At 54.5% G+C, this 23,138-nt stretch carries 25 protein-coding genes; 5 read left to right on the forward strand and 20 right to left on the reverse strand.

Annotated elements, in window-relative coordinates:
• Nucleotides 1-48: 48 nt before the first annotated feature.
• The 18 genes from P6574_RS13170 to P6574_RS13250 all read right to left on the reverse strand — a co-directional run bounded on the left by P6574_RS13170 (nucleotide 49) and on the right by P6574_RS13250 (nucleotide 14,385).
• Nucleotides 49-3,939 (reverse strand): baseplate multidomain protein megatron, encoded by a 3,891-nt coding sequence (locus P6574_RS13170; RefSeq protein ID WP_310620726.1) that lies wholly within the window; start codon nucleotides 3,937-3,939, stop codon nucleotides 49-51.
• A 16-nt stretch (nucleotides 3,940-3,955) separates the two neighbouring features.
• Nucleotides 3,956-4,390 carry an NlpC/P60 family protein gene (locus P6574_RS13175; protein ID WP_310620727.1) on the reverse strand — a complete coding sequence of 145 codons (435 nt, stop codon included), beginning with the start codon at nucleotides 4,388-4,390 and terminating at the stop codon, nucleotides 3,956-3,958.
• Between the two features lie 3 nt (nucleotides 4,391-4,393).
• Nucleotides 4,394-5,290 (reverse strand): DUF2163 domain-containing protein, encoded by an 897-nt coding sequence (locus tag P6574_RS13180; protein WP_310620728.1) that lies wholly within the window; start codon nucleotides 5,288-5,290, stop codon nucleotides 4,394-4,396.
• A 47-nt stretch (nucleotides 5,291-5,337) separates the two neighbouring features.
• Entirely contained in the window at nucleotides 5,338-5,973 is a 636-nt protein-coding gene (locus P6574_RS13185) for a DUF2460 domain-containing protein (RefSeq protein ID WP_310620729.1), read from the reverse strand.
• Nucleotides 5,974-6,157: 184 nt separating this feature from the next.
• Nucleotides 6,158-6,727, reverse strand: coding sequence for a phage tail tape measure protein (locus P6574_RS13190; protein WP_310620730.1), 570 nt, complete (start codon nucleotides 6,725-6,727; stop codon nucleotides 6,158-6,160).
• Nucleotides 6,727-7,044 carry a phage tail assembly chaperone gene (locus P6574_RS22145; RefSeq protein WP_405048102.1) on the reverse strand — a complete coding sequence of 106 codons (318 nt, stop codon included), beginning with the start codon at nucleotides 7,042-7,044 and terminating at the stop codon, nucleotides 6,727-6,729. Before P6574_RS22145 ends, P6574_RS13190 begins: the two co-directional genes overlap by 1 nt.
• A complete protein-coding gene (locus P6574_RS13195; protein ID WP_310620731.1) occupies nucleotides 6,939-7,280 on the reverse strand; it encodes a gene transfer agent family protein in 342 nt (113 codons plus the stop codon). Before P6574_RS13195 ends, P6574_RS22145 begins: the two co-directional genes overlap by 106 nt.
• Nucleotides 7,281-7,284: 4 nt before the next feature.
• Nucleotides 7,285-7,701 (reverse strand): phage major tail protein, TP901-1 family, encoded by a 417-nt coding sequence (locus P6574_RS13200; RefSeq protein ID WP_310620732.1) that lies wholly within the window; start codon nucleotides 7,699-7,701, stop codon nucleotides 7,285-7,287.
• 14 nt (nucleotides 7,702-7,715) lie between these two features.
• Nucleotides 7,716-8,129 carry a DUF3168 domain-containing protein gene (locus P6574_RS13205; RefSeq protein ID WP_310620733.1) on the reverse strand — a complete coding sequence of 138 codons (414 nt, stop codon included), beginning with the start codon at nucleotides 8,127-8,129 and terminating at the stop codon, nucleotides 7,716-7,718.
• Nucleotides 8,129-8,449, reverse strand: coding sequence for a phage head closure protein (locus tag P6574_RS13210; protein ID WP_310620734.1), 321 nt, complete (start codon nucleotides 8,447-8,449; stop codon nucleotides 8,129-8,131). The genes P6574_RS13205 and P6574_RS13210 overlap by 1 nt, the downstream gene beginning before the upstream one ends.
• Complete coding sequence (locus P6574_RS13215) at nucleotides 8,446-9,018, reverse strand: head-tail connector protein (RefSeq protein WP_310620735.1); 573 nt, start codon at nucleotides 9,016-9,018, stop codon at nucleotides 8,446-8,448. Before P6574_RS13215 ends, P6574_RS13210 begins: the two co-directional genes overlap by 4 nt.
• A gap of 92 nt (nucleotides 9,019-9,110) precedes the next feature.
• Entirely contained in the window at nucleotides 9,111-10,409 is a 1,299-nt protein-coding gene (locus tag P6574_RS13220; RefSeq protein WP_310620736.1) for a phage major capsid protein, read from the reverse strand.
• Nucleotides 10,410-10,456: 47 nt separating this feature from the next.
• Nucleotides 10,457-10,888 carry an HK97 family phage prohead protease gene (locus P6574_RS13225; RefSeq protein ID WP_310620737.1) on the reverse strand — a complete coding sequence of 144 codons (432 nt, stop codon included), beginning with the start codon at nucleotides 10,886-10,888 and terminating at the stop codon, nucleotides 10,457-10,459.
• Complete coding sequence (locus P6574_RS13230; protein WP_310620738.1) at nucleotides 10,885-11,085, reverse strand: hypothetical protein; 201 nt, start codon at nucleotides 11,083-11,085, stop codon at nucleotides 10,885-10,887. The genes P6574_RS13225 and P6574_RS13230 overlap by 4 nt, the downstream gene beginning before the upstream one ends.
• Before the next feature lie 54 nt (nucleotides 11,086-11,139).
• Nucleotides 11,140-11,334, reverse strand: coding sequence for a hypothetical protein (locus P6574_RS13235; protein WP_310620739.1), 195 nt, complete (start codon nucleotides 11,332-11,334; stop codon nucleotides 11,140-11,142).
• Nucleotides 11,327-12,517 carry a phage portal protein gene (locus tag P6574_RS13240; RefSeq protein WP_310620740.1) on the reverse strand — a complete coding sequence of 397 codons (1,191 nt, stop codon included), beginning with the start codon at nucleotides 12,515-12,517 and terminating at the stop codon, nucleotides 11,327-11,329. The genes P6574_RS13235 and P6574_RS13240 overlap by 8 nt, the downstream gene beginning before the upstream one ends.
• 100 nt (nucleotides 12,518-12,617) lie before the next feature.
• On the reverse strand, nucleotides 12,618-13,937 hold the full coding sequence (locus tag P6574_RS13245; RefSeq protein WP_310620741.1) for a DNA-packaging protein: 1,320 nt from the start codon (nucleotides 13,935-13,937) through the stop codon (nucleotides 12,618-12,620).
• The gene (locus P6574_RS13250) at nucleotides 13,885-14,385 is read right to left on the reverse strand and encodes a hypothetical protein (protein WP_310620742.1); all 501 of its coding nucleotides are present in this window, start codon (nucleotides 14,383-14,385) and stop codon (nucleotides 13,885-13,887) included. The genes P6574_RS13245 and P6574_RS13250 overlap by 53 nt, the downstream gene beginning before the upstream one ends.
• A gap of 377 nt (nucleotides 14,386-14,762) precedes the next feature.
• Between P6574_RS13250 and P6574_RS13255 the strand changes: the two genes are divergently transcribed.
• A complete protein-coding gene (locus P6574_RS13255; protein WP_310620743.1) occupies nucleotides 14,763-15,314 on the forward strand; it encodes a pyridoxamine 5'-phosphate oxidase family protein in 552 nt (183 codons plus the stop codon).
• Here P6574_RS13255 and P6574_RS13260 read toward each other — a convergent pair.
• Nucleotides 15,311-15,799 (reverse strand): YcgN family cysteine cluster protein, encoded by a 489-nt coding sequence (locus P6574_RS13260; RefSeq protein WP_310620744.1) that lies wholly within the window; start codon nucleotides 15,797-15,799, stop codon nucleotides 15,311-15,313. The two genes, P6574_RS13255 and P6574_RS13260, sit on opposite strands and share 4 nt — an antisense overlap.
• A 317-nt stretch (nucleotides 15,800-16,116) precedes the next feature.
• Between P6574_RS13260 and P6574_RS13265 the strand changes: the two genes are divergently transcribed.
• Genes P6574_RS13265 through P6574_RS13275 form a run of 3 tightly spaced genes read left to right on the forward strand, consistent with a single transcriptional unit; the run spans nucleotide 16,117 to nucleotide 19,552 of the window.
• Nucleotides 16,117-18,240 carry a transglycosylase domain-containing protein gene (locus P6574_RS13265; protein WP_405048147.1) on the forward strand — a complete coding sequence of 708 codons (2,124 nt, stop codon included), beginning with the start codon at nucleotides 16,117-16,119 and terminating at the stop codon, nucleotides 18,238-18,240.
• The gene (locus tag P6574_RS13270; RefSeq protein ID WP_310620746.1) at nucleotides 18,237-18,938 is read left to right on the forward strand and encodes a DUF1214 domain-containing protein; all 702 of its coding nucleotides are present in this window, start codon (nucleotides 18,237-18,239) and stop codon (nucleotides 18,936-18,938) included. The genes P6574_RS13265 and P6574_RS13270 overlap by 4 nt, the downstream gene beginning before the upstream one ends.
• Entirely contained in the window at nucleotides 18,935-19,552 is a 618-nt protein-coding gene (locus P6574_RS13275) for a DUF1254 domain-containing protein (RefSeq protein ID WP_310620747.1), read from the forward strand. Before P6574_RS13270 ends, P6574_RS13275 begins: the two co-directional genes overlap by 4 nt.
• Nucleotides 19,553-19,588: 36 nt before the next feature.
• Here P6574_RS13275 and P6574_RS13280 read toward each other — a convergent pair whose 3' ends face one another.
• Nucleotides 19,589-20,578: an IS481 family transposase gene (locus P6574_RS13280; protein ID WP_310620748.1), complete on the reverse strand. Its 990-nt coding sequence runs from the start codon at nucleotides 20,576-20,578 to the stop codon at nucleotides 19,589-19,591.
• A gap of 539 nt (nucleotides 20,579-21,117) precedes the next feature.
• Here P6574_RS13280 and P6574_RS13285 point away from each other — a divergent pair.
• Nucleotides 21,118-23,055, forward strand: coding sequence for a glycosyltransferase family protein (locus P6574_RS13285; RefSeq protein WP_310620749.1), 1,938 nt, complete (start codon nucleotides 21,118-21,120; stop codon nucleotides 23,053-23,055).
• The last annotated feature ends 83 nt before the right edge of the window (nucleotides 23,056-23,138 follow it).

Below are 23,138 nucleotides of genomic sequence, written 5' to 3' on the forward strand. Positions count from 1 at the left end.
CAAATGAACACCTCAAACAATTCCGCCCAATCCGGCTTTTTCTGTGAGCTAAATCTGCGCGAGTACTTTGAACTCCAAAGAGGCCTCTTCTCCCGCGCCCACGCTGGCGGAGAGTTGCCTGAGTGAGAGAACAAGTTCCGCCTCGCTCCCGCCCGTATCTTCCAGTTGAGCATCACGGCTATATATAAAGGAAGGCTCCAGCACTTGCGTCTGGCGCAGCACGGCTCCTTGCTGCGTTTTTATGCTGATCGCATAAACCTCCTGCTCCTCATGGACTGGCAAATCAGCGGGCACCCAGCTATCGCCATTCAACCGCACGCGGCGAACCCATGAAAAAAGAAGATCGTCCGCCAGTTGCTGATCCACCTTCATATGGACGGGAGACAGCGGCTTTAACGCCTGCCCTTCCGCCATAAATACTCTATCGGTCACAAAGGGGCTATCCAGCGCTTCGCCTTTGGGCACAAAACGCAGGCTCTGTTCCAGCTCAAGCATGTCCGTAGACCACGGCAGAGCGTTCACATTCTCATTCAGCAATAAAAAGTCCGCGCCTGCGGGAGTGCCCGCCAAAGCTTGCTTTTCCGTTCCCTGTTGCCCGCGAAGGAAACCGCGCAGCCGGTAGGTGCCCTGCCCGATCAACTCCGCATTGGTAAATTGCAGAAGTTCCCAAGCCCCACTGGCGCCGCGTACTGCGCATACATTTTCACCGGCAAGAACTTCTGCTTCGCTAAGAGTGGCGAGCTCGCCATAAACCAGCTCCACATCCACAAAGTTGCTACGGTCCCACCGCCACAGGGGCCCCGCGCCCAAATCTGAGAGTGTTTGGCCGAAGGTGGAAGGGGAGTTTATGGACAAGACGGCCTTTGCCGATTGGGTGCCCATCATACGAAACAGATCCACCTGCCCCGGCCACGGGTTAGCCGCAACTGCGACCATAGGTTCCCCGTTTCCATTGAGGGACTGGGAGAGAAACGGAAGGTCGGCAAGTAGAACAGAGGGCGGACCAACGCGCTCACCGCCAAATGAAGGGGCATCAGCGTCTTCAAGGCTGCCGGATCTTCCCGACGTAAGAAGCATCCCGCCAAGGCGTATAGCTTCCACCTCCAGCCCCTCCGCCATCTCCAGCCGCTCAATGCGGTAAAGAGCAGTCTCAGCCCCGTCTGGCAGCACGTCTTGCCCCAGTTCCACAATGCTCCCTGCCACAAGGCCGAGGAAGCGCATGGAAAGTTTGAAAGAAGCCACATCCCGCTCCTGCCACAGACTTTGCAGCTGCTTCTGGGCAAGGCGGGTCAGCCGCTCACGACCAGCACAAACACTCAAAGTCTGTGTCACCACCCGCTGCCCCGCGCCTTCCAGACGGCGGGAGGAAACAGAAAGACCTGCATAATCGGAAAGAGGGTCATAGGCGGTGAGGCGCAACTCGGCAGGCAGTTCACTGGCTTGCTTGCGCTGCAGGGAAACAGGAGCTTTCCCCTCGTCCCCTTCCAGAAGGTCCCCAAGCCCCAAAGGGGTACTTGTCGCGGGTGCGCGCTTTTCCCAGCGAGGCGTAAAGGCAACCTGCGTTCCCGTGTCACTGGCCACACCCCCCAAGGCTTGCAGCAAAGGTTCCATGTGGGTACGCAGGGCGTTGGGGCCGGAGGCCACAAAACCATCCACTTGCTCAGGCAGCTCTTCAAAGCGCAAAATATCAGCGGGAATGCCAAAGTCGAGCGCCAGCGCCTTCAGCAAGCCTTTTGTACTGCACGTACCCAGCCGTCCGTTCAGCCAATGCCCCCGTTCCCAGTTGCCGCCATCATGCCACACGCTGGAGAATGCGGGAAAAGCCGGGTACGGGCGAGCATCCCATGTCCACAAAAACGTGCTGCCACTTTGCACCATCGGTCCGTTGTAGAGAGGGGACAGGGGCATATCCATCTGGCCCAGCGGCGTATCCGGGTGCCCACCTTCCCACGCATTCAACAGGGCTTCCAGGGAGCGACGTTGGATCAGGTCATCCCGTACTCCATTGGAAAAGTGCGGGAAATGGCTCTCGGAGGATTTGGGGTCGTAAAACACATTGGGCTGGTTCGCACCCATATGCACAGCAGGCACTCCCGTTTCCGTAAACCAGATCGGTTTGGATTGGGGCACCCAATCGGTGGGGCTGCCCTTCTCCACCCCGCCAATCCGCTCAAAATGAGTATTTCCCCAAAATCCCGCAATGTCCTTGGCGCGGTACACCCAAGGCTTGCTATAGGCCCCGTCGCTGATCACGCTACGCGTTTTAGAGGTCCGGTCCGCCTCGCTGGCATAATACCAGTCATAGTATTCACCCGTTGTCACACCACCTTGCAGAGCTTCCAGACTATAGCGGTCCTGCACGGCATCCTCCTCACGGCTGTCCGCAAGGGGCAAGTAGTTGTCAATGCCGATAAAATCGAGCGCATCACTTGCCCAAAGCGGATCAAGAGGAAAATACAGCTCTCCCTCCTCTGGCGTGTAGCTGGCATATTCGCTCCAGTCCGCCGCATAGGAGAGTTTTGTCTCCCCGCGCAAAATGGCCCGTACATCCAGCAGGAGAGTTTTGAGCCCCTCTACAAACGGAAATCCATTCCCTTCCCCCAAAACCCGCGTCATGCCCACCAGTTCAGAACCAATAAGAAACGCATCCACCCCGCCCGCTTCTTCCGCAAGTTCCGCATAATGGGAAATGAAACGGCAATAGCGCCAGTCATCTCCATTCCCTAGGAAAGAGGAGACCTCACTCTCAGCGGCACTGGTGCGTTGGGGCGAGCCAGTCTGCCCATAGGACAATGAGGTCGTTATGCGCCCCCGCCATGGGAAAGCCGCTTGCTCGGCTCGTCCATAGGGGTCTGGCAGGCCGTTGCCTGCAGGAATATCCATCAAGATAAAGGGGTAGAGCATCACAGAAAGGCCGCGTGCCCTCAAATCTTTGATTGCCCGAATAACAGAGGCATCGCTCGGCGTCCCCCCAAAGCTGGCGGAGCCATCAATATAGGAGACCGCCTCGGCCTGAGATCTCTCAAGGCCCGCCACCTGCCACTCATGGGGCAGCGTCTCGCGTATGTCACTCACCACCTTGGGGCGAATGGCACAGTGCCCGCAACGCAGGTCATCCCCGAACCAGCTCACTACCAAGGCGACACTTTCAAGGTTGGGGCACAGTGCCTGCAACTCATCCAACGCGTTGCTCCAGTCTGTCCCGCCAAACGCCAGATGCCGGTTCAAGGTCTTTGTGGCCTTGGAGGAAGAACGGCTCAGCACCTCTTTGGTGTCATAGATAAACTCACCGGCAGCAGGGATGAGGGTGACAGCCTTAACCATTTCCTCCAGCGGCTCCACCACCCGCACCACCTCAAAGGAGAGTTGGGGAATGCGGTTGCCATAATCAGCCAGCGGCATACGCTCAAAAACCACATAGGCAGTGCCGCGATAGGCCGGAGCCTGCCCTTGTTTGGCTTCAATCAACGGATCGGGAAGCTGGTTCAAACTTCCGGTGTAAACGCGCATGGTGAGGCCGGAGGTATCGAGCAGTTTGCCATCGGCCCATATGCGGCGCACACAGGCAATCTCCCCTTCACAAAGCGCCAATGCGAAGTTGCAAAAGTAGCTGTGCTCCTCAACCGTGGTGGAGGGCCCCGCGCTTTTGCCGCCCTGACTTTCCTTGGTAACCACCTCCTCATAGCGGGTGGCCCAGATGATCTCACCGGAAATACGCACCCGCCCATACACAAACGGCAGCGCCCGCCCCTCCGCCGAGGTTTGCAGGTTCATATCTCCCAGTTTGCCATCGGAAATGACAGTGTCTTCACCAAAAAGCTCCTGATCGATATAAGACCCAGCCACCGCGCCCAGCGCCTGCCCGATGGAGGCCCCAACGGGTCCGCCCAGCATACCCCCGACAACAGAGCCAACTCCTGAAAGGATCATCGTGGACATATGGGCCTCACTAGGTTTATTGAAAGATCAAAGGAAATTGAAAATGAGCGGCAATTTTTGTGCGCCACATGGGTACAAGCGGACTTTCCACTGTGCCCACACGGTCATAGGCATGAATGAACCGCTCCTGCCCGCTCATAATACCCACATGCTTGCACGGTGCCCCTTCGCGCCAACGAAACAGCACCACACACCCCGCATCTGGAACATTCATCTGTGCCCGAACAAGAAAGCGCTGGGCGGCTTCCAGCAGGGTATCGCGTGTGCTCACTTCAGCCCACTCAGGCGCATAAGGGGGCAGCGGGGCAGGTTCATGGCCCAACAGCTCCCGCCACACCCCGCGAACAAGGCCAAGGCAATCACACCCAACCCCTTTCTTTGAAGCACGGTGCCGGTAGGGTGTGCCAATCCAATTCCGAGCATGGGCAATTATAGTGTCAGTGTCCGCCATACTTCACCCCACCAACTTGCCGCCATTGTTCTTGCCGGAAGTTCGCTCCGGCCCAAACAAGGCAAAATCATTCCCTGGCATATGGGGGAAGCCTTGAAAATTCACCGCATTGTCAAACTTGCCGGAGCATGTTCCAAAGCTCTTGTCACAACCAGTAAACACTTTCACCAGAACGCCTGCTTGCAAGGGCGTGCGGGAACTCCACAGATGAAAGCGGTGCAGGCCGTCACCGCCAGACGTATGGGCGGATACCTGTAGTTTATACCCCGCCTGCTCACCGGATATGATCTCAACTAGACCGCCGCTAAACCAGTCCTTGGAAAAGTCCTTCGCAAGGGACACAACAAGAGCTCCGGAACTTTCCACTGCACTCAAAGTCCCTTCAGCGCAAAACCGCGGGTCTTCAAGGTTCACAGTGCACACTCCATCACCCAAGTCCGCACTACAGGTTTTAGAAAAAACCCGTCCTTTCTCCTCTCCAAACAAATGGGTTAAAGAGCGCAACTCGCAGGTGAACACTTCACCTTGCCGGCACACCTCGCCAATGCTGGCCCGCCGGATCAAGACATGTTGCACGTCGGGTGCTTGCCAGTTCACCAAATACACCTCAACCTGTGCTCCGTCCCACAGCCCCGCCTGCAAGTCCGCCTCATGCAGGCTTTGGGATGAAAGTATGCCGCGCACATCCTGTGTCCCCACACTCAAAGCAGCATCGTGCTGTACCGCAGTTCCTTCCAGCCCGAAGGCGGGCGCATAGGTTTGCGATCCTATCACCAGCACACAGTCATGATCGGTAAAGCCCAGCGCTTGCCCATCACTTCGGGTAAACAGCCAGCAATGGGCAAGGGTCAGCACATCACCGGCAAGGTGGCTTGCCAGTGCATCAGGTATCTGGTCCATGAAAAAGCTCGCATCTATGAAAAATAAAAAACGAAAAGATCGCAGCTTTAGGCGCTGATCTCCACGAGGGGAATGGAAGGCACCTGCCCCGCCGAAAAATGGGTGAGACTTACCTCCAGCAAGTCACTGTCAAAGCGCACGGGCGTGTCAAATTCAAAACCGGCTGTAACCACAGAGCCCGCATCCGGTGCACCATTTAAAAATGTCAGCTTGCCCGTTGTCGCCTCAAGACTCACATCCACCCCCACGTGCAGCTCCTGCCCGTTCACAGCCACCTTAAGTGTCTCGCCAACAGGTTTTAAAACAGGGCGCTCATAGGCGTTCTCGCCCGCACCGTACCTTCTTAAAAGCTGAAAAGTGCCTTTGGTTCCGTCCCCTTCCCCCACAACCTCATCGACGGCGCTTATTGCCCCCCCGCTTTGGGAGGTTGAATAATCGAAAGGGTCTTTAAAACGAAAACCATAAAGCCGCCCGCGTACCTGTTCAAAAAAGTTCAGTACACCGCGCAGGTCGTCCAGCGAGCGGATGCCCGTTCCCACATCATAGCGTCTGCGCGAACCGGCCCAGTTGGTGGCCCGCACTTCGTGCCCGTTGGCAAGGTTCATAACACGGGTCAGCCGCTGCGGCCCGCCACTTGCACCAAAACTGATGTGGGCGGGAAATTGCTCTTCCAAAAAACTCACAGGAAATTCTCCCGTTTGACCTGCCTCAAGGACAGAGGGGCCATTCCCCCTTAAAACTTATAGGCATCAAAGGGCGAGAGCCCCTTGAGTTTCCGGCGAGTTTTCGTCGCTCCTACACGAAGGCGCCGGTGCAGCAGATTGAAATCGCGTCATGGCATGGAAATCCCTCCTCTACATGCCGACGTTATAGCCCGCGTTGTCCCCGTCCGACAGCGCGGGCAATTACACTTGAAACATGCGTTTGCGAACGCTTAAAACTCGCAGCATCCTGCGTTGCCACGTTCACCACAATACTGGGCGCATTCGCCTGCCCGCTTGCCGCAACTCCAAGCCGCCCGTCAGCTCCGCGTGTCAGCGGCATAATGGCCTCGGACCCCGCTTCTCCCATCACCCCCGTTTGTCCACCACTCATCGGAAAAAATGTGGGCGTGGATACCACTCCGCCAGCGGCAAAAGGCACCACATCCCCGCCATTAATCACTCCGCCCTTGGCAAACGGCAAAAAGGACCCTGCAGCGGAGGAGGCAATTTGGCCAAAGCTCTCCTGCAAACCGGAAAACGCCTGTGTCAGTGCTCTTTGAGAAAGGCTCAGGGCAATATCGGCAAAAACACTCTTCAGGTCCCTGCCAGATGTGACAGCACTGGCAAGCCCTTGGGTGAGCGTTTTGGAAAAGGATCGGGCAAGCGTGTTGATCTCCTTCATGGATCGCTCCAGCTCGTCTGCCTCTTCCAGCTTGTTATCGATCTCGTTCATCATGCGTCCTTATCTGGGTATTGCCTTAAAAGGCTGTGCAGGCTGCCCCGCGTCATGGGGCGTTCGTGTGCACCTACGCGGCGTTGCAGCACAAAACTCAGTTCCTTCGGGGTCGCCCCCCAAAAATCACGGGGTCGCCAACCCAGTTCCCCCAAAAACAGCAGGCCCAAGTCCTCCCAGGGAAACGGATCAGTTGCAGACGCCCCGCTGCCTACGGGTTTTCCAAGGACGCCTCGTTCTTTGCCGCAGTACCAAAAGCTGCTGCCAAAACATCGCGCGCAATGGAGAGATACCCCGCTACCCCGTTCGGGCAGCACATGGCAGCTACCTGCTCGTTGCCCACATCATGCCCCGCCCCGCGTAGAGCCGCACCCAAGATTACGGTGAGGTCCGAGGAGGAAAGTCTCCCTTCAGCAAATTTGGCAACAAGGCCATTCAGGTCACTACAGGCAAAAGCTGCTTCCAACTCCGCCAGCGCCCCAAGGGTCAGCACAAAAGTCCAGTGCCGCCCGCCCAGCTCGCCCTCCACCTCACCACGATACCGGTTCACCATGCGCTTAATCCTCCGCCGTAAAACTCAAGACACCTGAAGATTCAAGTGCCAGTTCATAGGTCATTTCGCCATTAAACTGTCCCAGATACTCCAAGGAGGTGATTTGGAACGGGCCTTCAATCACCCCGAAATCTGGCAGGACAATCTGCCAAGAGCAGTGCAGCCCCTCAAAAAAAACCGTACTTACCTCCAAATCAGATGCCGCATCCTTAAACACGCCAGAACCCGAAACACTGGCCGAGCGAGTCCCGCTTTGGGCCAGCAGCTCCCGCCATCTGCCCATGCTTTCGCTGTGTGTCACATCCGCCGAGCGGGCATTGAAGGCCAGCCGCCTGCTGCGCAGCCCGCCAACAGAGGTGAACGTGCCGCTGCCCGTTTTATCCAGCTTCAACAACAGGTCTTTTCCCGCCTGTGCTGTCATGATTGCTCTCCCGATTACTCTTCAAAGGATGGTTCGAAATAGCCTTTGAACCTGATAAGGCCCCGCCATGTTTTGCGGTCCCGCATCAAATCGCTGGACTGGCTTTCCACCAGCACGAACCCGCTGGAGCCATCAGCGGCAAACACTCGGCCCTCAGTTAAAACTGCGATGATCCATCTGGCGATTTCCTGTAGCTCCTCACGGCTGGGCTTTTGAGAATAAACCCCGATGCTGAACGCTATTTGCACCCCTTCCATGGAGTTTCCCGTTAGATGACGCTCTTCAACCAAGGCCAGCGAGGCATAGGGCAGTGCCACGTGACGCGGAGCGCCATCATAAATGCGGGGAGGATCTCCTAGGGATGCGGGAGTTGCCCCGCCGCTGTTCAGTTTTGCAAATAAACTTGCCCGAAAAGCTGTCACGCTCATCATGTCTCCTCCCGACATAAAAGGTGGACATAGCGGGCACGGCCCACCCCCTCGGACACCGCCAGCACCCGAGCATTTATGCCCGCCCCCTCCACTTTCCAACCGGCTGAAACATCCTCGCGCCAGCGAATGATAAAAGTGGCTGTAGCCTCCACAGAGAGGCGCTCTGCCTCATTCCCTTGCCTTGCAGCAAAAACATCGCGCCCTGCCCAGACAAGTGCAACCTCTTCGAAGCTCTCGGAGCGGCTGCCATCATCGCCGTCCAGATAGGTGGGGCGCAGCAGGGCCAGCGGCACATCCAGCCGCACTGTGCCCCTCATAATTTAAGGAGTTTGAAAGGGGAGAGCCCCGCCTCGAACCCGTGGGGTATGAGGCCGGTGACAAGCCCTTCTTCCACCATGGAGCGGCGCTCATACCAAAAGCCCACAAGGTGTAGGATGGCCAATTGCAAGCTGGCGGGAACATAAGATTGGTCCGGCCCGTAGCCTGCCTTAAAGTCGACCTCCACCCCCATCATGGTTCTTATAGAAACGGGAAGCGTGCCCGTAAGGCGCAGCCGAGGCGGGTTGCCATGAAGGTCCTGTAGCATGTGCTGCGCCGTAATTTCATGCTGAGTTCCCTCATGCCCGTAGATATAAACGCCTGTAACTGCGCTGAGAGGTGCTTTAGGAATGCGCAAAATCCGTGTTTGGGGGAGTTTATCAAGGGTATACCTCCAGTTTTGGTCAATAAGGGCCCGCCCAGTGCGTTGCTCCACCTCTTCTCGGGCAGCCACAATCAGGCGCTCAAGCAGCGCATCCTCATGGCTATGGGAAATACGCAGATGCGCACGCGCGTCAGCAGCCGTCACCGGCTCATTTGCCGGCGCCGTTATCATGCTCAAACTCATGACTGCCCTCCTTTGGGGAGTAAAACTATCTATAGAGATTTATGGATGACTTTCCGGAGTCCGGACTTGATCCGAGGACCGTTTTCGCGGCCCTAGGCCGCAGTTTGCAGCAGTTTCACGGCATCAAAATCCTGAATACCGCCGCCCACGCGCTTGGTGGTATAAAACAGGACATTGGGCTTGGCGGTGTACGGATCACGCAGAACCCGCACACCCATGCGGTCCACAACCAGATAGCCCTTCTTGAAATCCCCGAAGGCGAGTGGATAGGCATCCGCCGCCATATCTGGCATTTCCTCCAGCTCGGTAATCGGGAACCCCAGCAAAGAGGCATCAAGGCCAGTGGCCGCAGGTGGTTGCCACAGGTAGTTTCCTTGAGCGTCCTTCAGCTTGCGCAGGTTTGCCTGTGTGTTGCGGTTTAAAACAAAACGCCCGTTCTGCCGGTATTTGGACTTCACCGAATAGATCAGGTCAATCAGCGCGTCAGCGGGATCACTAGCTGCAAAGTCGCCGCTCACACCCGTTTTCACCCGCCCTACATTACCCCAGGACCAACTGCTCTGATCAACGACAGAATAAGACAACAGCCCCTTGGGCTGGCTGGCCCCATCACCTAAAACAAACGCCGCGCTCTCCTGCTCGGCAAAGGCGCCCTCCACTTCCAGCGCGATCCACTCATCCACGTTGATAGCCGCGTCATCCAGCAGGGTCTGCGAGGCGGCGGGCATGGCGTAAAGCTCCATGGTCTGGAAAGAAAGGTCCGCCAAAACAGAGGATGCCGTCTCCGGTCTTACATCGCTCTCCCCCACCCAGCCCGCAGTCGGCCCGCTTTGGGAGACAAGCTTGCGGAACGAGTTGCCCGAGACTTGCAGATTGCCTGCAATGCCCCGCATGGGAGAGGCGGCAACAAGCCGGTCGAGGATTTGTGTCTCCACCTCCTCGGGCACCATGTAGCCCCCGTCACCTGCAACACCCACCGACATGGCTTTTCGCTCCAAAGTTAGCAGGCGGCTTTCATCCCCTTTGCGCATATAGCTTTCAAAAGCGCTCTTGTGCTCGGTATTCTCCAGTGCCTTGGCAGGCTCGAAACTATGTCCCAAATCGGGCCGCTGCTGCTTGAGTGCAAGCGCATCCAGCTTGCGCATCTTCTCATCGAGAACCTGATCCATACGGGCCAGTTTCTCATCCAGCAGCACATCGCTGCAGCTCTTGCGCTCAAGCTCATTCAGACGCTCGTCGTTGACCTGCCGATAGTCCTCAAAGGCATCCAGAATCTGCGAAAGCGGGTCTCCCTCACGGCGGGGTGCAGCTGGTACAGTAGACGGCGCACCCTCCCCTTTTCTTGCAAGGTCTTTGGTCTCGAACGGGGAAATATCGGGTTCAAATTTCATAGGAATATATTCCTTTCATCTATTAAAAAAGAGCTGTAAGACACAGCCTAGTCGCGCACCTGAAGGCGAGCTGAGGAGAGCAACGGAAACGTCACCAGAGATATTTCCCAAAGATCCACACTCAAAATCTGCCGCAGGCCCGAACGTCTGTCCCGTGTTGCCTTTCGGGCTTTAAAGCCGATGGAAAGACCATCCACCAATCCGGAGCGGATCATCTGCGCCGCTTCTCTGCCTTGAAACAAGGCGGGGTTCAGCACCCCTTTTACAAACAGCCCGCGCTGATCTTCGTAAAGCTGGAGCCATCTTCCAACGGGCTTTTCAGGATCATGCTGCCATAGCATTTTCACGTCCCTTAACTGCCGGTTTAAAAGGGTGCGAAAAAAGGCTCCCCGGCGCACCACATCACCGCCGTTGTCCACCTGCCCGAACCGGCTGGCATACCCCTCTATGACCAGTGATTCAAACTCCGTTTCATTCATGTAGCCCCTCCTTGGCTGGGGGAGTTTCCCTCTTGCTTCAAACGCGCAAGACGGCGGCGCTCCACTTGGAGCTGAAGACCGCGGCACAAGCGCTCCACAACTGCTTCAAAGCTGTCCCCCTGCTTCTTGCGCGCTGCGTGTTCAAAGTGTTTTGAAGATCGTTTCCGGCGGTGTCTTGATTGTTTTCTTAAACTCAATCAAACCTCCTTACTTGAATATATCGAAATTATTGCAAGTGAAATAATAGGTTGCTATTTCCACTCATCATCCCTTAAGGTTGCATTAAGACGGCGTATCTCATTAATAAAATCATCAAAGCGCCGCGCCGATCCCAGCAGCGCTTTCAGCGCCCAAAGCAGCATACTGGTGCTGCTCAACGACCATAAAAACAAGGTGATGTGCGCAAGGTCCCCGCGCTCGGAAACGAGCCCCACAAACTCACTCATGGGGCCTGCTTGATGTCTCTTTTGGTCCATAGCCAACCGCTTGCCTTTTTTCATCTTCAGTTAAAAAGTCGGCTGCGCTAACGCGGTTCCATAGGCTGCTGCGTTCGCTGGAAAGTGCCTCCACCTTGTCCAGATCCACACGCAGTTTCAAGCTCCGATTAAAGGGTTCACAAACCCAGCTCGAAATAGCATCCAGCACCCGCTTGGAAAGCGGCAAAACCACTTGCCGCCAGAAAGCCCGGTTGGCCTCTTGATAGGTGGAATAGGTATTGTCTCCCGGTATACCCAGCAGCATGGGCGGCACCCCGAGAGCCAGAGCAATCTCTCTCGACGCCTGATTTTTGGCGGCGATAAAGTCCATATCCTTGGGCGTCATACCCATGGGCTTCCAGTCCAAGCCTCCCTCTAGAAGAAGTGGTCGGCCCGCATTGGAGGCCCCTTGATAACTTGTATGAAGTTCCTCTTTTAACCTGTTGAATTGACTATCAGTTAAGTTCAGGGTTTCTCCCGCCCCATACACCAGCGCACCGGTTGGGCAGGCCGCATTGTCAAGAAGCGCCTTATTCCAGCTGGACGCCGCATTATGGGTATCAAGGGAGGTTTGTGCAGCTTCCAGAGGTGCAAATCCATAGTGATCATTAAGTGGATGGAACGACTTGATGTGCAGTAGCGGGGCGATCACATCCCCCTCTTGCCGCTGCAACCTATGAGCGCGCCCGCCCACCGTGTATTCATGGGCCTCCACCCAGCCATTTTGACCGGGAACCACCTTCACACGGTCCGGCCTGAGCACATGTAACTCCCGCAAATTTCCGCCAACACTGACTGCTTCAAGGTAAGCATTTCCGGCGGTTAGCAGGTGACCATAAAGCGCCTCCAGCAACCCAGAAAGCGTCTCGCCCGCATGGGGCGTTGCCAGCAAATCCAGTAGGGGGTGTTCCTGCAAATCCCTGTGGTTCTCACTCAAGATCATCGGGGTATTTGCCGCTGCTTGCGCGATCATACGCACTGCTCTATAAGCAACCGGGTTTTTCATATACCCTTCTTTAGCGAGTGCCGCATAATCACGCGGCGTCCACACCGCTCGCCCGTTCTGGCGCACAGAGACATACGTTAAGGATCGCGAGGCTTTTACCTCTTCAACCGGCGAAACTATTGATTTAAGAAATCTCTTTAACCCCATGTAATATATTTCCTTTACACAGCTCTTAAAGTGAAGGGTAAAGTTAAGTTTCTGCAACTTTTAAGTCAGCCACTAAAAGGCCAATGCACCCACATTCCACTCACAGGGAGCGGAGTCTGGGCCCCGCATTTGCACCCAACATCAAGTCACTCACCGCCCACACCAGCGCATCCAACCGGTCGGGAGAGCGACCATTGCTCAGCCCACCGGGGCCAAAGTCGGCCATCTCATCCTCCAGCGCATCCAGTACTCCCACATGGCGCACCCGCCCTTGCTCATAAAGAAGCGCCACCGGCTCGGCGCGCTTTTGTTTGCTACGGCTGGCATGAACACATTTCACCGGAACACTGGCATCCACCTGCCCTAGAATTTCTCGCACCATTTCACCACCTTGATTCACCTCCGCCACTATCACATTCGCCTGCAACTCATGATAGAGAGACACAGCCCGACTTGCCCATTCCCTTGGCCGCACCCCCTGCACGGTTCGGTCCCGTAAAATGTATCCATCCCCCTTCTCGTCCAACCCGCAAGCCACTATCCCACAAGCATCAGCACGCTTGCCGGATGTGGCGGGCGGATCCACGGCCACCACCACACGAACAAGCTCCGGCTCCTGTTTTAAGCGGGTCGCCTCAAACCATTTCCTTAGAAACAATTGATCTTCCCGATCCTCAATCAGCTCTCCGCCCAGCTCCTGACGGCCCAGACGGGTACCGCCATACTTTTGCGAAACCACCTCTAGAAATCTCGGGGCCAAAAAAGCTGCATTTACTTTTGTAGAAGCCCGCGTCATCACCGTGGCCTCATCCTGTAACACCTGCTTAATCAGGGCGATGGGCCGCGGCGTGGTGGTAAGCAGTTGCCGAGGATGCTCCCCAAGGCGCAAACCAAACTGAAGCATGTCAAAAGTCTCCGATGCATTGCTCCACTTACCCACTTCATCGCACCAGGCACAGTCAAATTGCGGACCGCGCAAAGCCTCCGGATCCTCCGATGAAAAGGCCCGCGCCACCACTCCATTGGGCCACTCCAGCCGTCGCCGTCCAGCGTTCCAAGTGGGGCGCTCTGCCTTCCGGTGCACAGCCAACAGGCCCGAAACACCCTCCACCATCACCTCACGCACATCACCGTAAGTTTGTCCCACCAGCGCTATCTGCGAAACAGAGTGATGGGTCGCCCACGGCTGTTCCAGAGCCAGCGCCCGCACCCACTCGGAGCCCGCCCTTGTCTTGCCCGCTCCGCGCCCTCCCATAAGCAGCCACTGACTCCAGTTACCAGAGGGTGGCAACTGATGCTCGTGGGCGAACAGGCTCCACTCATATTGAATAAATCTCAATTCTTTATCAGAGAGCGAACTCAGAAACTCACTCGCCCTTCCCTGATGCACACAAGTGCGCAAGGCGCTGCGCAAGGGCATCGCGCAATTCCTGTTCACCAGTTCGCTCGTCCCCATCCGCCCCCTCTTCCAGTCTCTCAAGCTTGATAATCTGGTCCAGCGTCTTGGCAAGGCTTGCTAGCATGCGCGCCCCCGCCCCAGTTTGTTCGCGGGTCTTTTCCGCCCCGTCCTCCAGTGTCATCAACCGCGTTTCCAACGTCTGCATTTGAAGGTCGTAGGCGGCATAAAGGCGGGCAACAAAACCACTGCGCCGCGCAGGCTCATTCAGCTCCTCGGGAACCGGTGTCACCTGCCCTTTTTCAGGTCGCGTCCATCTCTCCCTATTAATGCGTGAAAACACGGTAGATCTGGCGACCCCCATCTCTTGGGCAATGCGCGTAACCGACTTGCTGGTGTGCTCCACCTGCGTGCGAATATAAGTCCAAACATGTGCAGGATAGACCCGTCTGCCTCTGCCCTTACCTGACATCACAGCCCCCTTCACCAGCGCCTCTTCCAAAACGCAGGCACAAAAAAAGCCGCCTTCGCAAACGCGGGCAGCTTGTCACCTCAAACACCAAATCGAATTGGCTACACTTTTTCTAGTGTGCCTAAACGCTACCAAAGCACCGTGGATCTGTCAAGAATATATTCCTATTTCGAAAGTTAATTTCACGTTAAGAAACTTATCCCCGTCCCACGTCAACAGCACTCATATGTATCGCCCCCACAGCCCCCTCCCCAACAAGGGCATCAGTTCTGAATGAAAACTCAATCACAAAAGACATAACCTAAATTTACGAGAATCACTGCATCCTGTACTATCCATTTACATCTCCTGCCCACGCCACCCGTGAGGATACAGTCATGGCAAACAGCACCCGTTTGAATCAAACCCTCATCGACTTTATAAAGAAGCAGCATATGTTCTTTGTGGCGACCGCCGCGCCGGAGGGCAGAGTGAACATGTCACCCAAAGGGCTCGATAGCCTGCGCATCCTCAGCCCCACCCATATCCGCTGGCTCAACCTGACAGGAAGTGGTAACGAGACCGCCGCCCACATCCGCCAGTCCAATCGCATGACACTGATGTTCTGCGCCTTCAATGGAAATCCCATGACCCTGCGCGTCTACGGGAAGGCTACAGTATCCCACTCTCATGACGCTGATTGGGAGGAGAAGCTTGCCACGTTTCCAGAACTTGCCGGAACGCGGCAGATTTTCGACTTGGAGATTGATCTGGTACACATTTCCTGCGGCAAGGGCGTACCGGAAATGGAGTTTGCCAAGGACCGCGCCTATGAGCAGCTGGAAGCTCACTTTATCAATCTGGGGCCCGAAGAAACAAAGGCCTACCAAAAGCGCAAAAACACCAAAAGCCTTGATGGTTTCCCAACCGGAATTCTTGGAGAGGATTAACCCCTCTCCTTCTCCGGCTCCGGTGCTTCATTGGGCCACTCGACGAGGTGGTATTCATAGTCCTCCGGCTCCATACCATCTTCCGGGACGGTCATATCCTTCACGGAAATACCGGCCGCATGTATGGTGTCTGGATCACCACTCACCAGCGGGTGCCACCAGTAGAGGTCTTTTCCCTCCCTCAGCAAACGATAGGCGCATGTAGGGGGCAGCCATTTGAGGGTGCGCACGGTTTCAGGGGTTAGCTGCACACAATCAGGAACATGGTCGAAACGGTTTTCATAGTTGCGGCAGCGGCAGGTGGCCCCGTCCAGCAGAGTGCAGGCAACATTCGTCCAGTGAATTTCACCGGTATCCCAGTCTTCCAACTTGTTCAAACAGCAGCGCCCGCACCCGTCGCACAGGGATTCCCACTCTTCCTTACTCATAGATTCGAGGGATTTCTCGCGCCAGAAAGCTGGGGCACTGTCTTTATCTAATACCATCGTATAGCTCGTTTTCGGCTTCTTGTGTTTTGTCATTGCCCTTGTCTTAGGCCAAGATAGGCTCAGCTGCCAACTTTACAGGAAAGCTTAAAATCTCAGGGTGCCAAAAATAGGGGATTTCGCCTTATGCTTTATCTTCTGTTTGCATGTTCCCGTCTATGTTGGTGTAGGCCATATGGTTCTTAAGTAGGCTCAAGCAAAGACGGATTGTTCTTGTGTCGGAAAAGTCTGGTAACAGCAATACAAAAAATGCATCCACGCCCAAGGCACTGGACGAAAAACGGGATCAATACGTAGCTGGGGGCTTTTCGCGGCGCATGCTTGCGCTGGATGCCTTGCTGGACCACTCCTTGTGGCGTTTTATTCAAAAAGTCAGTGGCGCAGCCCGCACCTACTCCAACTTCATGCGCAGGTTCAAGGTCTCCGGCTTTGGCCGTGCACTGGTGGAGCTTTCCTCAGAAGGGCTCACCTATGGCCTTGCGGGGTTTGTGGTGTTTCTGGCCTTCGCCCAGCCTGCCATGAAGATGACGCAGGTTTCCAACTGGCGCACCACCTCCGATTTCTCCGTCACATTTTTAGACAGATTCGGCAATGAAATGGGCAAGCGCGGCATTTTGCTCAATGACAAAGTGCCCTTGGCGGAAATTCCCGACCACCTTATCAAAGCCACCCTTGCCACAGAAGACCGGCGCTTTTTTGACCATTTCGGCATTGATATTGTGGGTACAGCCCGCGCGATGATGGAGAATGTGAAAGCCCGTTCGGTGGTGCAAGGGGGCTCGTCCATCACCCAGCAGCTGGCCAAGAACCTGTTTCTCACCAATGAGCGTAAGCTGATCCGCAAGATCAACGAGGCATATCTCGCCCTATGGATGGAGCAGACTCTCACCAAGCAGGAGATTTTGAAGCTCTATCTGGACCGCGCCTATATGGGCGGCGGCACCTTTGGCGTGGCGGCTGCCTCGGAGTTTTATTTCGGCAAGGATGTGCGCCAGATCAATCTGGCAGAAGCGGCCATGCTGGCAGCGCTTTATAAAGCCCCTTCCAAATACGCCCCGCACCGGAATCTGCCTGCCGCCCGCGCCCGCGCCAATGAGGTGCTTACCAACATTGTGGAGGCCGGTTTTATGAGCGAAGGGCAGGTAATCGCCGCTCGCCGCAGTCCCGCTGTCGCCATCGACCGCAGTGTTGAAAACGCCCCCGATTACTACATGGACTGGGCCTTTGAAACTGTGCAGGAACTTGCCCAGCAATATCCAGAGCTCACACAGGACCGTGTGGTCACTGTTCTCACCACCTTGGACCCGACTTTCCAAAAGGAAGCGGCCGGTAGCATTGAAAGCGTGATGCGCCAGTATAGCAAAAGCTACAGGGTGGGCGAGGCTGCGCTGGTTTCCATGACAACCGAAGGAGCAGTCCGCGCCATGGTGGGCGGGCGCGATTATGATGAGAGCCAGTTCAACAGGGCGACGCAGGCCCTGCGCCAGCCCGGCTCCTCTTTCAAGCCCTTTGTCTATATCACCGCCTTCATGAACGGCTACAACAAGGAAAGCGTGGTGCGCGATGCGCCCATCAACATTGGTGGCTGGAGACCGCGCAATTATGGCCGCTCCTATCGCGGTCCTGTGACCTTGAAAACCGCCCTCACCAAATCCATCAACACGGTTCCGGTGCGTCTGGCCCAAGCCATCGGGCGGGAAAAAATTGCAGCAACTGCTTACGCCATGGGTATTCAGACAGAGCTGAAAAACCACCGCACCATGCCCCTTGGTGTGTTCGAGGTGACAGTTCTGGATATGGCAGCATCCTACGGAGCCTTTTCGACAGGCGGCTACAAGGTGGAACCCTATGCGGTGGTTGAAATGCGAAACTCCAAAGGCGAGCTTATTTATGACCGCCGGAAAAAAGCACCAGAACGTCTTCGCGTCCTTCCTTTTGAGCAGGTTGCGGAAATGAACGAGATACTGGTAAATGTTGTGGAACGGGGCACCGGCAGACGGGCGAGACTGGACGGCATAACGGCTGCGGGTAAAACTGGAACCTCTCAAGCCCACAGGGATGGCTGGTTTGTGGGCTACACGGGCAATCTGATCACCTCCGTCTGGTATGGCAATGACAACTTCACGCCAACCAGAAAGATCACCGGCGGCAGCTTGCCTGCCATGACATGGGGCAAGTATATGAAAGCGGCGCATCAGGGGTTGGAAATCAAACCCATGCCGGGAATCGACGGAGAAGGCTTTGTTCCAACAATTGCCCTTTCGGCTAATGAGGACGACAGGGGGCCGAAGACGCCAGAGCTTTTAAACAAAAATTCGCAGGTTTTGCTGGAGGCCATTGGCAAGCGCTTGAAGCAAATAACCAAAGAGCCTTCCAAAACAACGGATCTGCAAGTAAGACTTACGCAACCAGGTGGGGAGCCTGAAATTATTACCCGATGAATTATCAACCTAAAATGCCCCGCTCCGCTCTGGAAAATCTTGAAGCGGCGCCCATTTATGATCCGGAAACCAGCTGGCAGAAACCTTGGCCGCGTGTCTCAAGTCTGCTTTACAAAGCCCCTTACCTGACTTTCGGGCCGTTCCTGCTGTTTCTCACCATTGCAATTGTCTTGGGCGTGGGCAGCGCTTACTTCTCGCTCAACCGCTCCTCCCCCTTTGATGCCCTGGAAAGCGGCGTGTGGGTGGCCCACCCCAAAGCCGGAACTCCAACGGCAGATCCTTACAGCGCCGCAATTTATGCCCGCACCCTGCGCGTTCCCCTTGGCAATGGCGAGGGCATTGCCTTTTATGCGGTGGTGGACAATCTTGGCAAAGTGCTGGATCCAGCCTGCGATTACATCATTTCCGGAAAAACACCTCCTTCACGCCTGTGGACCCTCACGGCGCTGGATAACAACCTGAGGCTTCTTGCGACCGATGCAGGGCGCGCCCACTTAACAAGTCAGGACATTATCTGGCGGCAAGATGGCAGCTTCTCCATCAATGTTGCGCCCTTTGCCCGTCCGGGAAACTGGCTTCCCTCCGGCACCGCCAACGGACTTGTGTTCGCCCTGCGCCTTTATGATACGCCGCTCACCAGCAGCGCCGGCATCAACGCTCCGGTCATGCCCTCCATCATGAAAGGGGCCTGCCGATGAAAGCAAAACTACTGGAATACCGCTATCACCTGCGCCGCTATCTAAAACGCATGCTGGTCATCCCCTCTCCCCGCTGGTTTTTATGGGGCATAGGCGGCGTGCTGCTTGCGGGCGTCATCCATATTCTCATTGTGCTTAATGTGCCCGTGCAAGTGCCCTACAGCACCTATGAAACGGTGGCAAAGCTTGGACCGGACCGCATGTTCAACCTGCTGCCGCCCGTTTTGCCGCGCACCGAGCCCCTGCCCGATCTAGATCCGGCCCTGCGCTACGCCATTTGCCGTTTTGAGATGAAGGACGGCCCAGTGCGCCTGTCGGCAGACCTTGCCAGCCCGTTCTGGTCGATCGCCCTGTTCAACGCCAAAGGGCAAACCATTTACAGCCTGAATGACAGAACCGCCGATGAAGACGGCCTGACCATGCTGCTCATCACCAAGGAGCAACTGTCCATCCTGCGGGAAAACCCACCAAGGGACCTTGAGGAAATGATTGTGGTTGAAACCACAATCGATAAAGGCTACGCCCTGCTGCGCGCCTTCCAACCCACCCGCGCCCACGCCCCACGCATCCTGAAATCCCTAGACGACGCAGAATGCTCCAGTCAGGGTATTTAGAGTACAGAGCGTGAATGCGAATGAACGCGATGTACTCTAAATGTTTAGTCCCGCGAGCAGATGGTGTGGTTGTTTTATAAATCTGTCCGGCTCTTGTGTCCATTGTCTGGTAATATAGTCGAAGGGTGTTAGGCCCCGAAGAGCCTTGAGGCGCTTGGCGAAGTTATAGGCCTGAATAAATGTGTCCAGATGGGCTCTTAGTTCGTTGTGTGTGCGGTAATAGTAGCGCCGAACGGTTGCTTCTTTAAGGGTTCTGTTCATGCGCTCGACCTGGCCATTTGTCCACGGATGGGCTGGTTTGGTAAGCCGGTGGTCAATGTCATTTTGGGCACAAGCCAGAACAAATGCATGAGCACGAAACAACTGGCCTGTTGTGAGCAAATGTTGAACCTCACTGGCGTTCCAGCTGTACCCTTTGGGGTCAGTGAACTGGGTGCCGTTATCGGTCAGCACGGTATGGATCTTGTAGGGAACCGCTTCAATAAGGGCCCGCAGAAAGGTACTGGCAATCCTTCTGGTGGCTTTTTCAAAGTGTTTGACAAAGGCGAACTTTGAGGTTCGGTCAATGGCAACGAACAAATAGAGCTTGCCTTCTTGCGTACGAACCTCAGCAATATCAAGATGAAAGTAACCAATTGGATAGGCTTTGAAGCGTTTCTTGTTCGCTTTCATATCCGGTGGTGGCAGGCGCGAAATCCCATGGCGCTGGAATAAGCGATGCAGGGACGAGCGGGTCAGACGCGGGATCGTTTCCTGCAGGGCGTAAAGGCAGTCATCGAGTGGCAATAAAGAGTGCTTGCGAAAAGCGACACACGCCGCTTCTTCTGCCACGCTCAGGACTGTGGAGCGGGGATTCTTCCGCCCCATAGGTTGATCTTCCACGCTATTGCGATGTTTCCACTTCATCACCGTTTTGGGATTGATGTTATAACGCCGGCTCAACTCTTTGATGGTTGCATCCGATTTTTGTATGGCTGATCGAACCGCGTGAGTGGTCGTGGCGCTGCCGTGTAATACCTGTCCCATAAGTCCTCCCGAAATGATGAAGTCAATGTTAAACCGATTCCATCTGCTCGCGGGACTTAACATCTAAAGGAAAACGCGTAGTAACTCTCCCTCAGTACAACAATCTATTGCACTGAGGCTATGGGGCAGCCCTTACCCCATGGTTCCAGCTGAACCTAGAAGATGAACTAATATTAACTTTTAAACTAATTCTAAAGAGTATAACTAAATACAAGTAATAATATTACATTACACATTATTACTACTGCATTAAATGAAGTAATATTCTACAAATTTATCTTCAAAATCGCATCATAGACTAACCAATAACGTTAATTCTCTTGAGCGCTTGAGTTGAGATGCACTTAATTTAGAGCACGTCGCGTTTATTTTCATGCACGCTCAGCGCTCTAACTTCTTTATTTTTGGGCGAATTCTTGTCGTTTGAATGAATTCAATCAAACGGAACACGCCCTAAGTAACAACCTAGAACTTACAAACCCCGTCCAAACACACGAGCGGTACACGAAACACAACTCCAACAAATCAAGGGCTGTATCATGCTTGAACAAAAACGAGTCGAAGAGCTAGTTCCCGCCCCGAATCTTGCCGCTAATCAGAACTTTCTGAAAGGTCAGCACAGTCACCTAGGGAGCTTTGATGTAGAGGCTTTTAACCATACAAGAACTTTTCCAATACGTACGCACACTATCAAAAATGAAGAGATCTTTGAGAAAAGTCCCGAACTGGCACCCACCAGTGCCCTTATCTGTGTTACCATGTATAATGAACCTGCCGAACTATTCGAGCAGACACTGAGCGGCATGGTGGCATCCATAGCGTACCTTGCCACCACACCAGATTCTGCAAAACCAGAGAACATCGTTTTGATGTTCATCGTCGATGGCGTGGAAAAACTTCACCCTTCAACGCGTAACGCTATGCTCAGACACAGGTTATTGCCTAAAAATGAAGCTCCCTATCCAGATGATGGCGCGCTAACCCTATATGAAAGCACTCTTTCAACCTGCAACAATGAAGTCCACATTCCCGTCTTTATAGCCTTGAAGCACAGCAATGGAGGCAAGCTGGACAGCCACCGTTGGGTTTTAAAATCTATAGCCCCCGGTCTCAATCCACTTTGCTGGATGCAAATTGATGTAGGCAACGTACCAAACTACCAAACCCTATCTGAAGTAGTAAATATCTTTGAGCAGGACCCATCTGTTGCCGCAGTAGCACCACGCATTGAGCTGGAACCTGTTGGCAGTATTTTAAATCCGCTTTATGCCTATCAGCATGCCTACTTTCTTTTATCACACATGATCAGACTGCCTGCGCTGGATGTCATGGGATACATAGATATTATACCGGGGCAAATGTCGGCAACGCGTTGGGAAACATTCAATCTACCGACGGAAACTGGCGTAACTGTTGCTGATCGTTATTTGGAAGGCCTGCAAGCAAGCACTCCCTATGAAATTATCCGTTTTCTAGCAGAGGACGCAGTCGTGGGGTTTGAGCTGATATGTGCTGAAAAGAGCAATTTAAGGCTGGTGACCACGTACAGCGCAGTTTCTCAGGTCGAACCATGCGAAACACTTATGACGTTGCTCAAGCAGCGGCGGCGATGGATCAATGGCGGTACCCTGTCAAAACTCTATCAGACTTCAAACCTGAAACGTTATTGGCGCTCTTCAGATGCCAGCGTTAGCAGAAAATTACGTGTATCCCTCGCAACTGTCTGGACAACTTTTATCAGCTTTTTGTCCTTGGCAATTGGCCCAGCCATGGCCATTGGCATGATCGCACTTGATAGGTCAACTGCTGAAGCATTTCCCACATCCGAAGTATTACCCTTACTCTCAGTGGTGAACGTTGCAGCAATTTTATTTGCTCTGCCTGCGGCCATAGCAGCAACACCACTTATAAAACGATTATCACCTCAGCACGTACAAGTCCTCTTATCATCTGCCATTCTAGGCAACCTGCTACTTCTTGGCATGAGTGCATACAGGCTCGGCTTCTGGCCAATGCTGGTTGCGGCGCTGCCCCTTGTTTTAATTTTCATTTGTGTAGGTGCTTTGTTAGGTAAACGTACCCTGCGAGTTGTGACACGGTCTGTATGGTCCTACCTATTTCTTATTCTACCCATCAATATGATGTTGCAAGTATATGCAATTTTCAATTTGCATGATGCATCTTGGGGAACAAAAGGAATTAACAATCTGCAGTCAAACATCTCCGGCGCCAACCCTTCCATTGTCACCGCTCGCTTAAAGCGCTTTCGCAATCTGGCGCTTCTTGGGTATGCGTCCATATCAGGCCTATTGGCCTTAATGTTCATTTACGCTCCAACGGTAACAATGCCCGCTTTGATACTGATAGGTGTCCTGCAAATACTAGCATACCTACCGTCTATTGTTAAAGCCGCAGGGGAGAGTCCAAAACCGCAGAAAATTAACAATTTCAAGGATGATAAGTTAAAGGCGACCTAAATGAACGAAAGCGTGGGATAGGCGCATATATTCCGCCCGCGCAGGTTACGCGTATCGCCGCAAAGTGGATGCCACTTCTCGGC

The organism is Pseudovibrio sp. M1P-2-3, from assembly GCF_031501865.1.
GTDB lineage: Bacteria > Pseudomonadota > Alphaproteobacteria > Rhizobiales > Stappiaceae > Pseudovibrio > Pseudovibrio corallicola.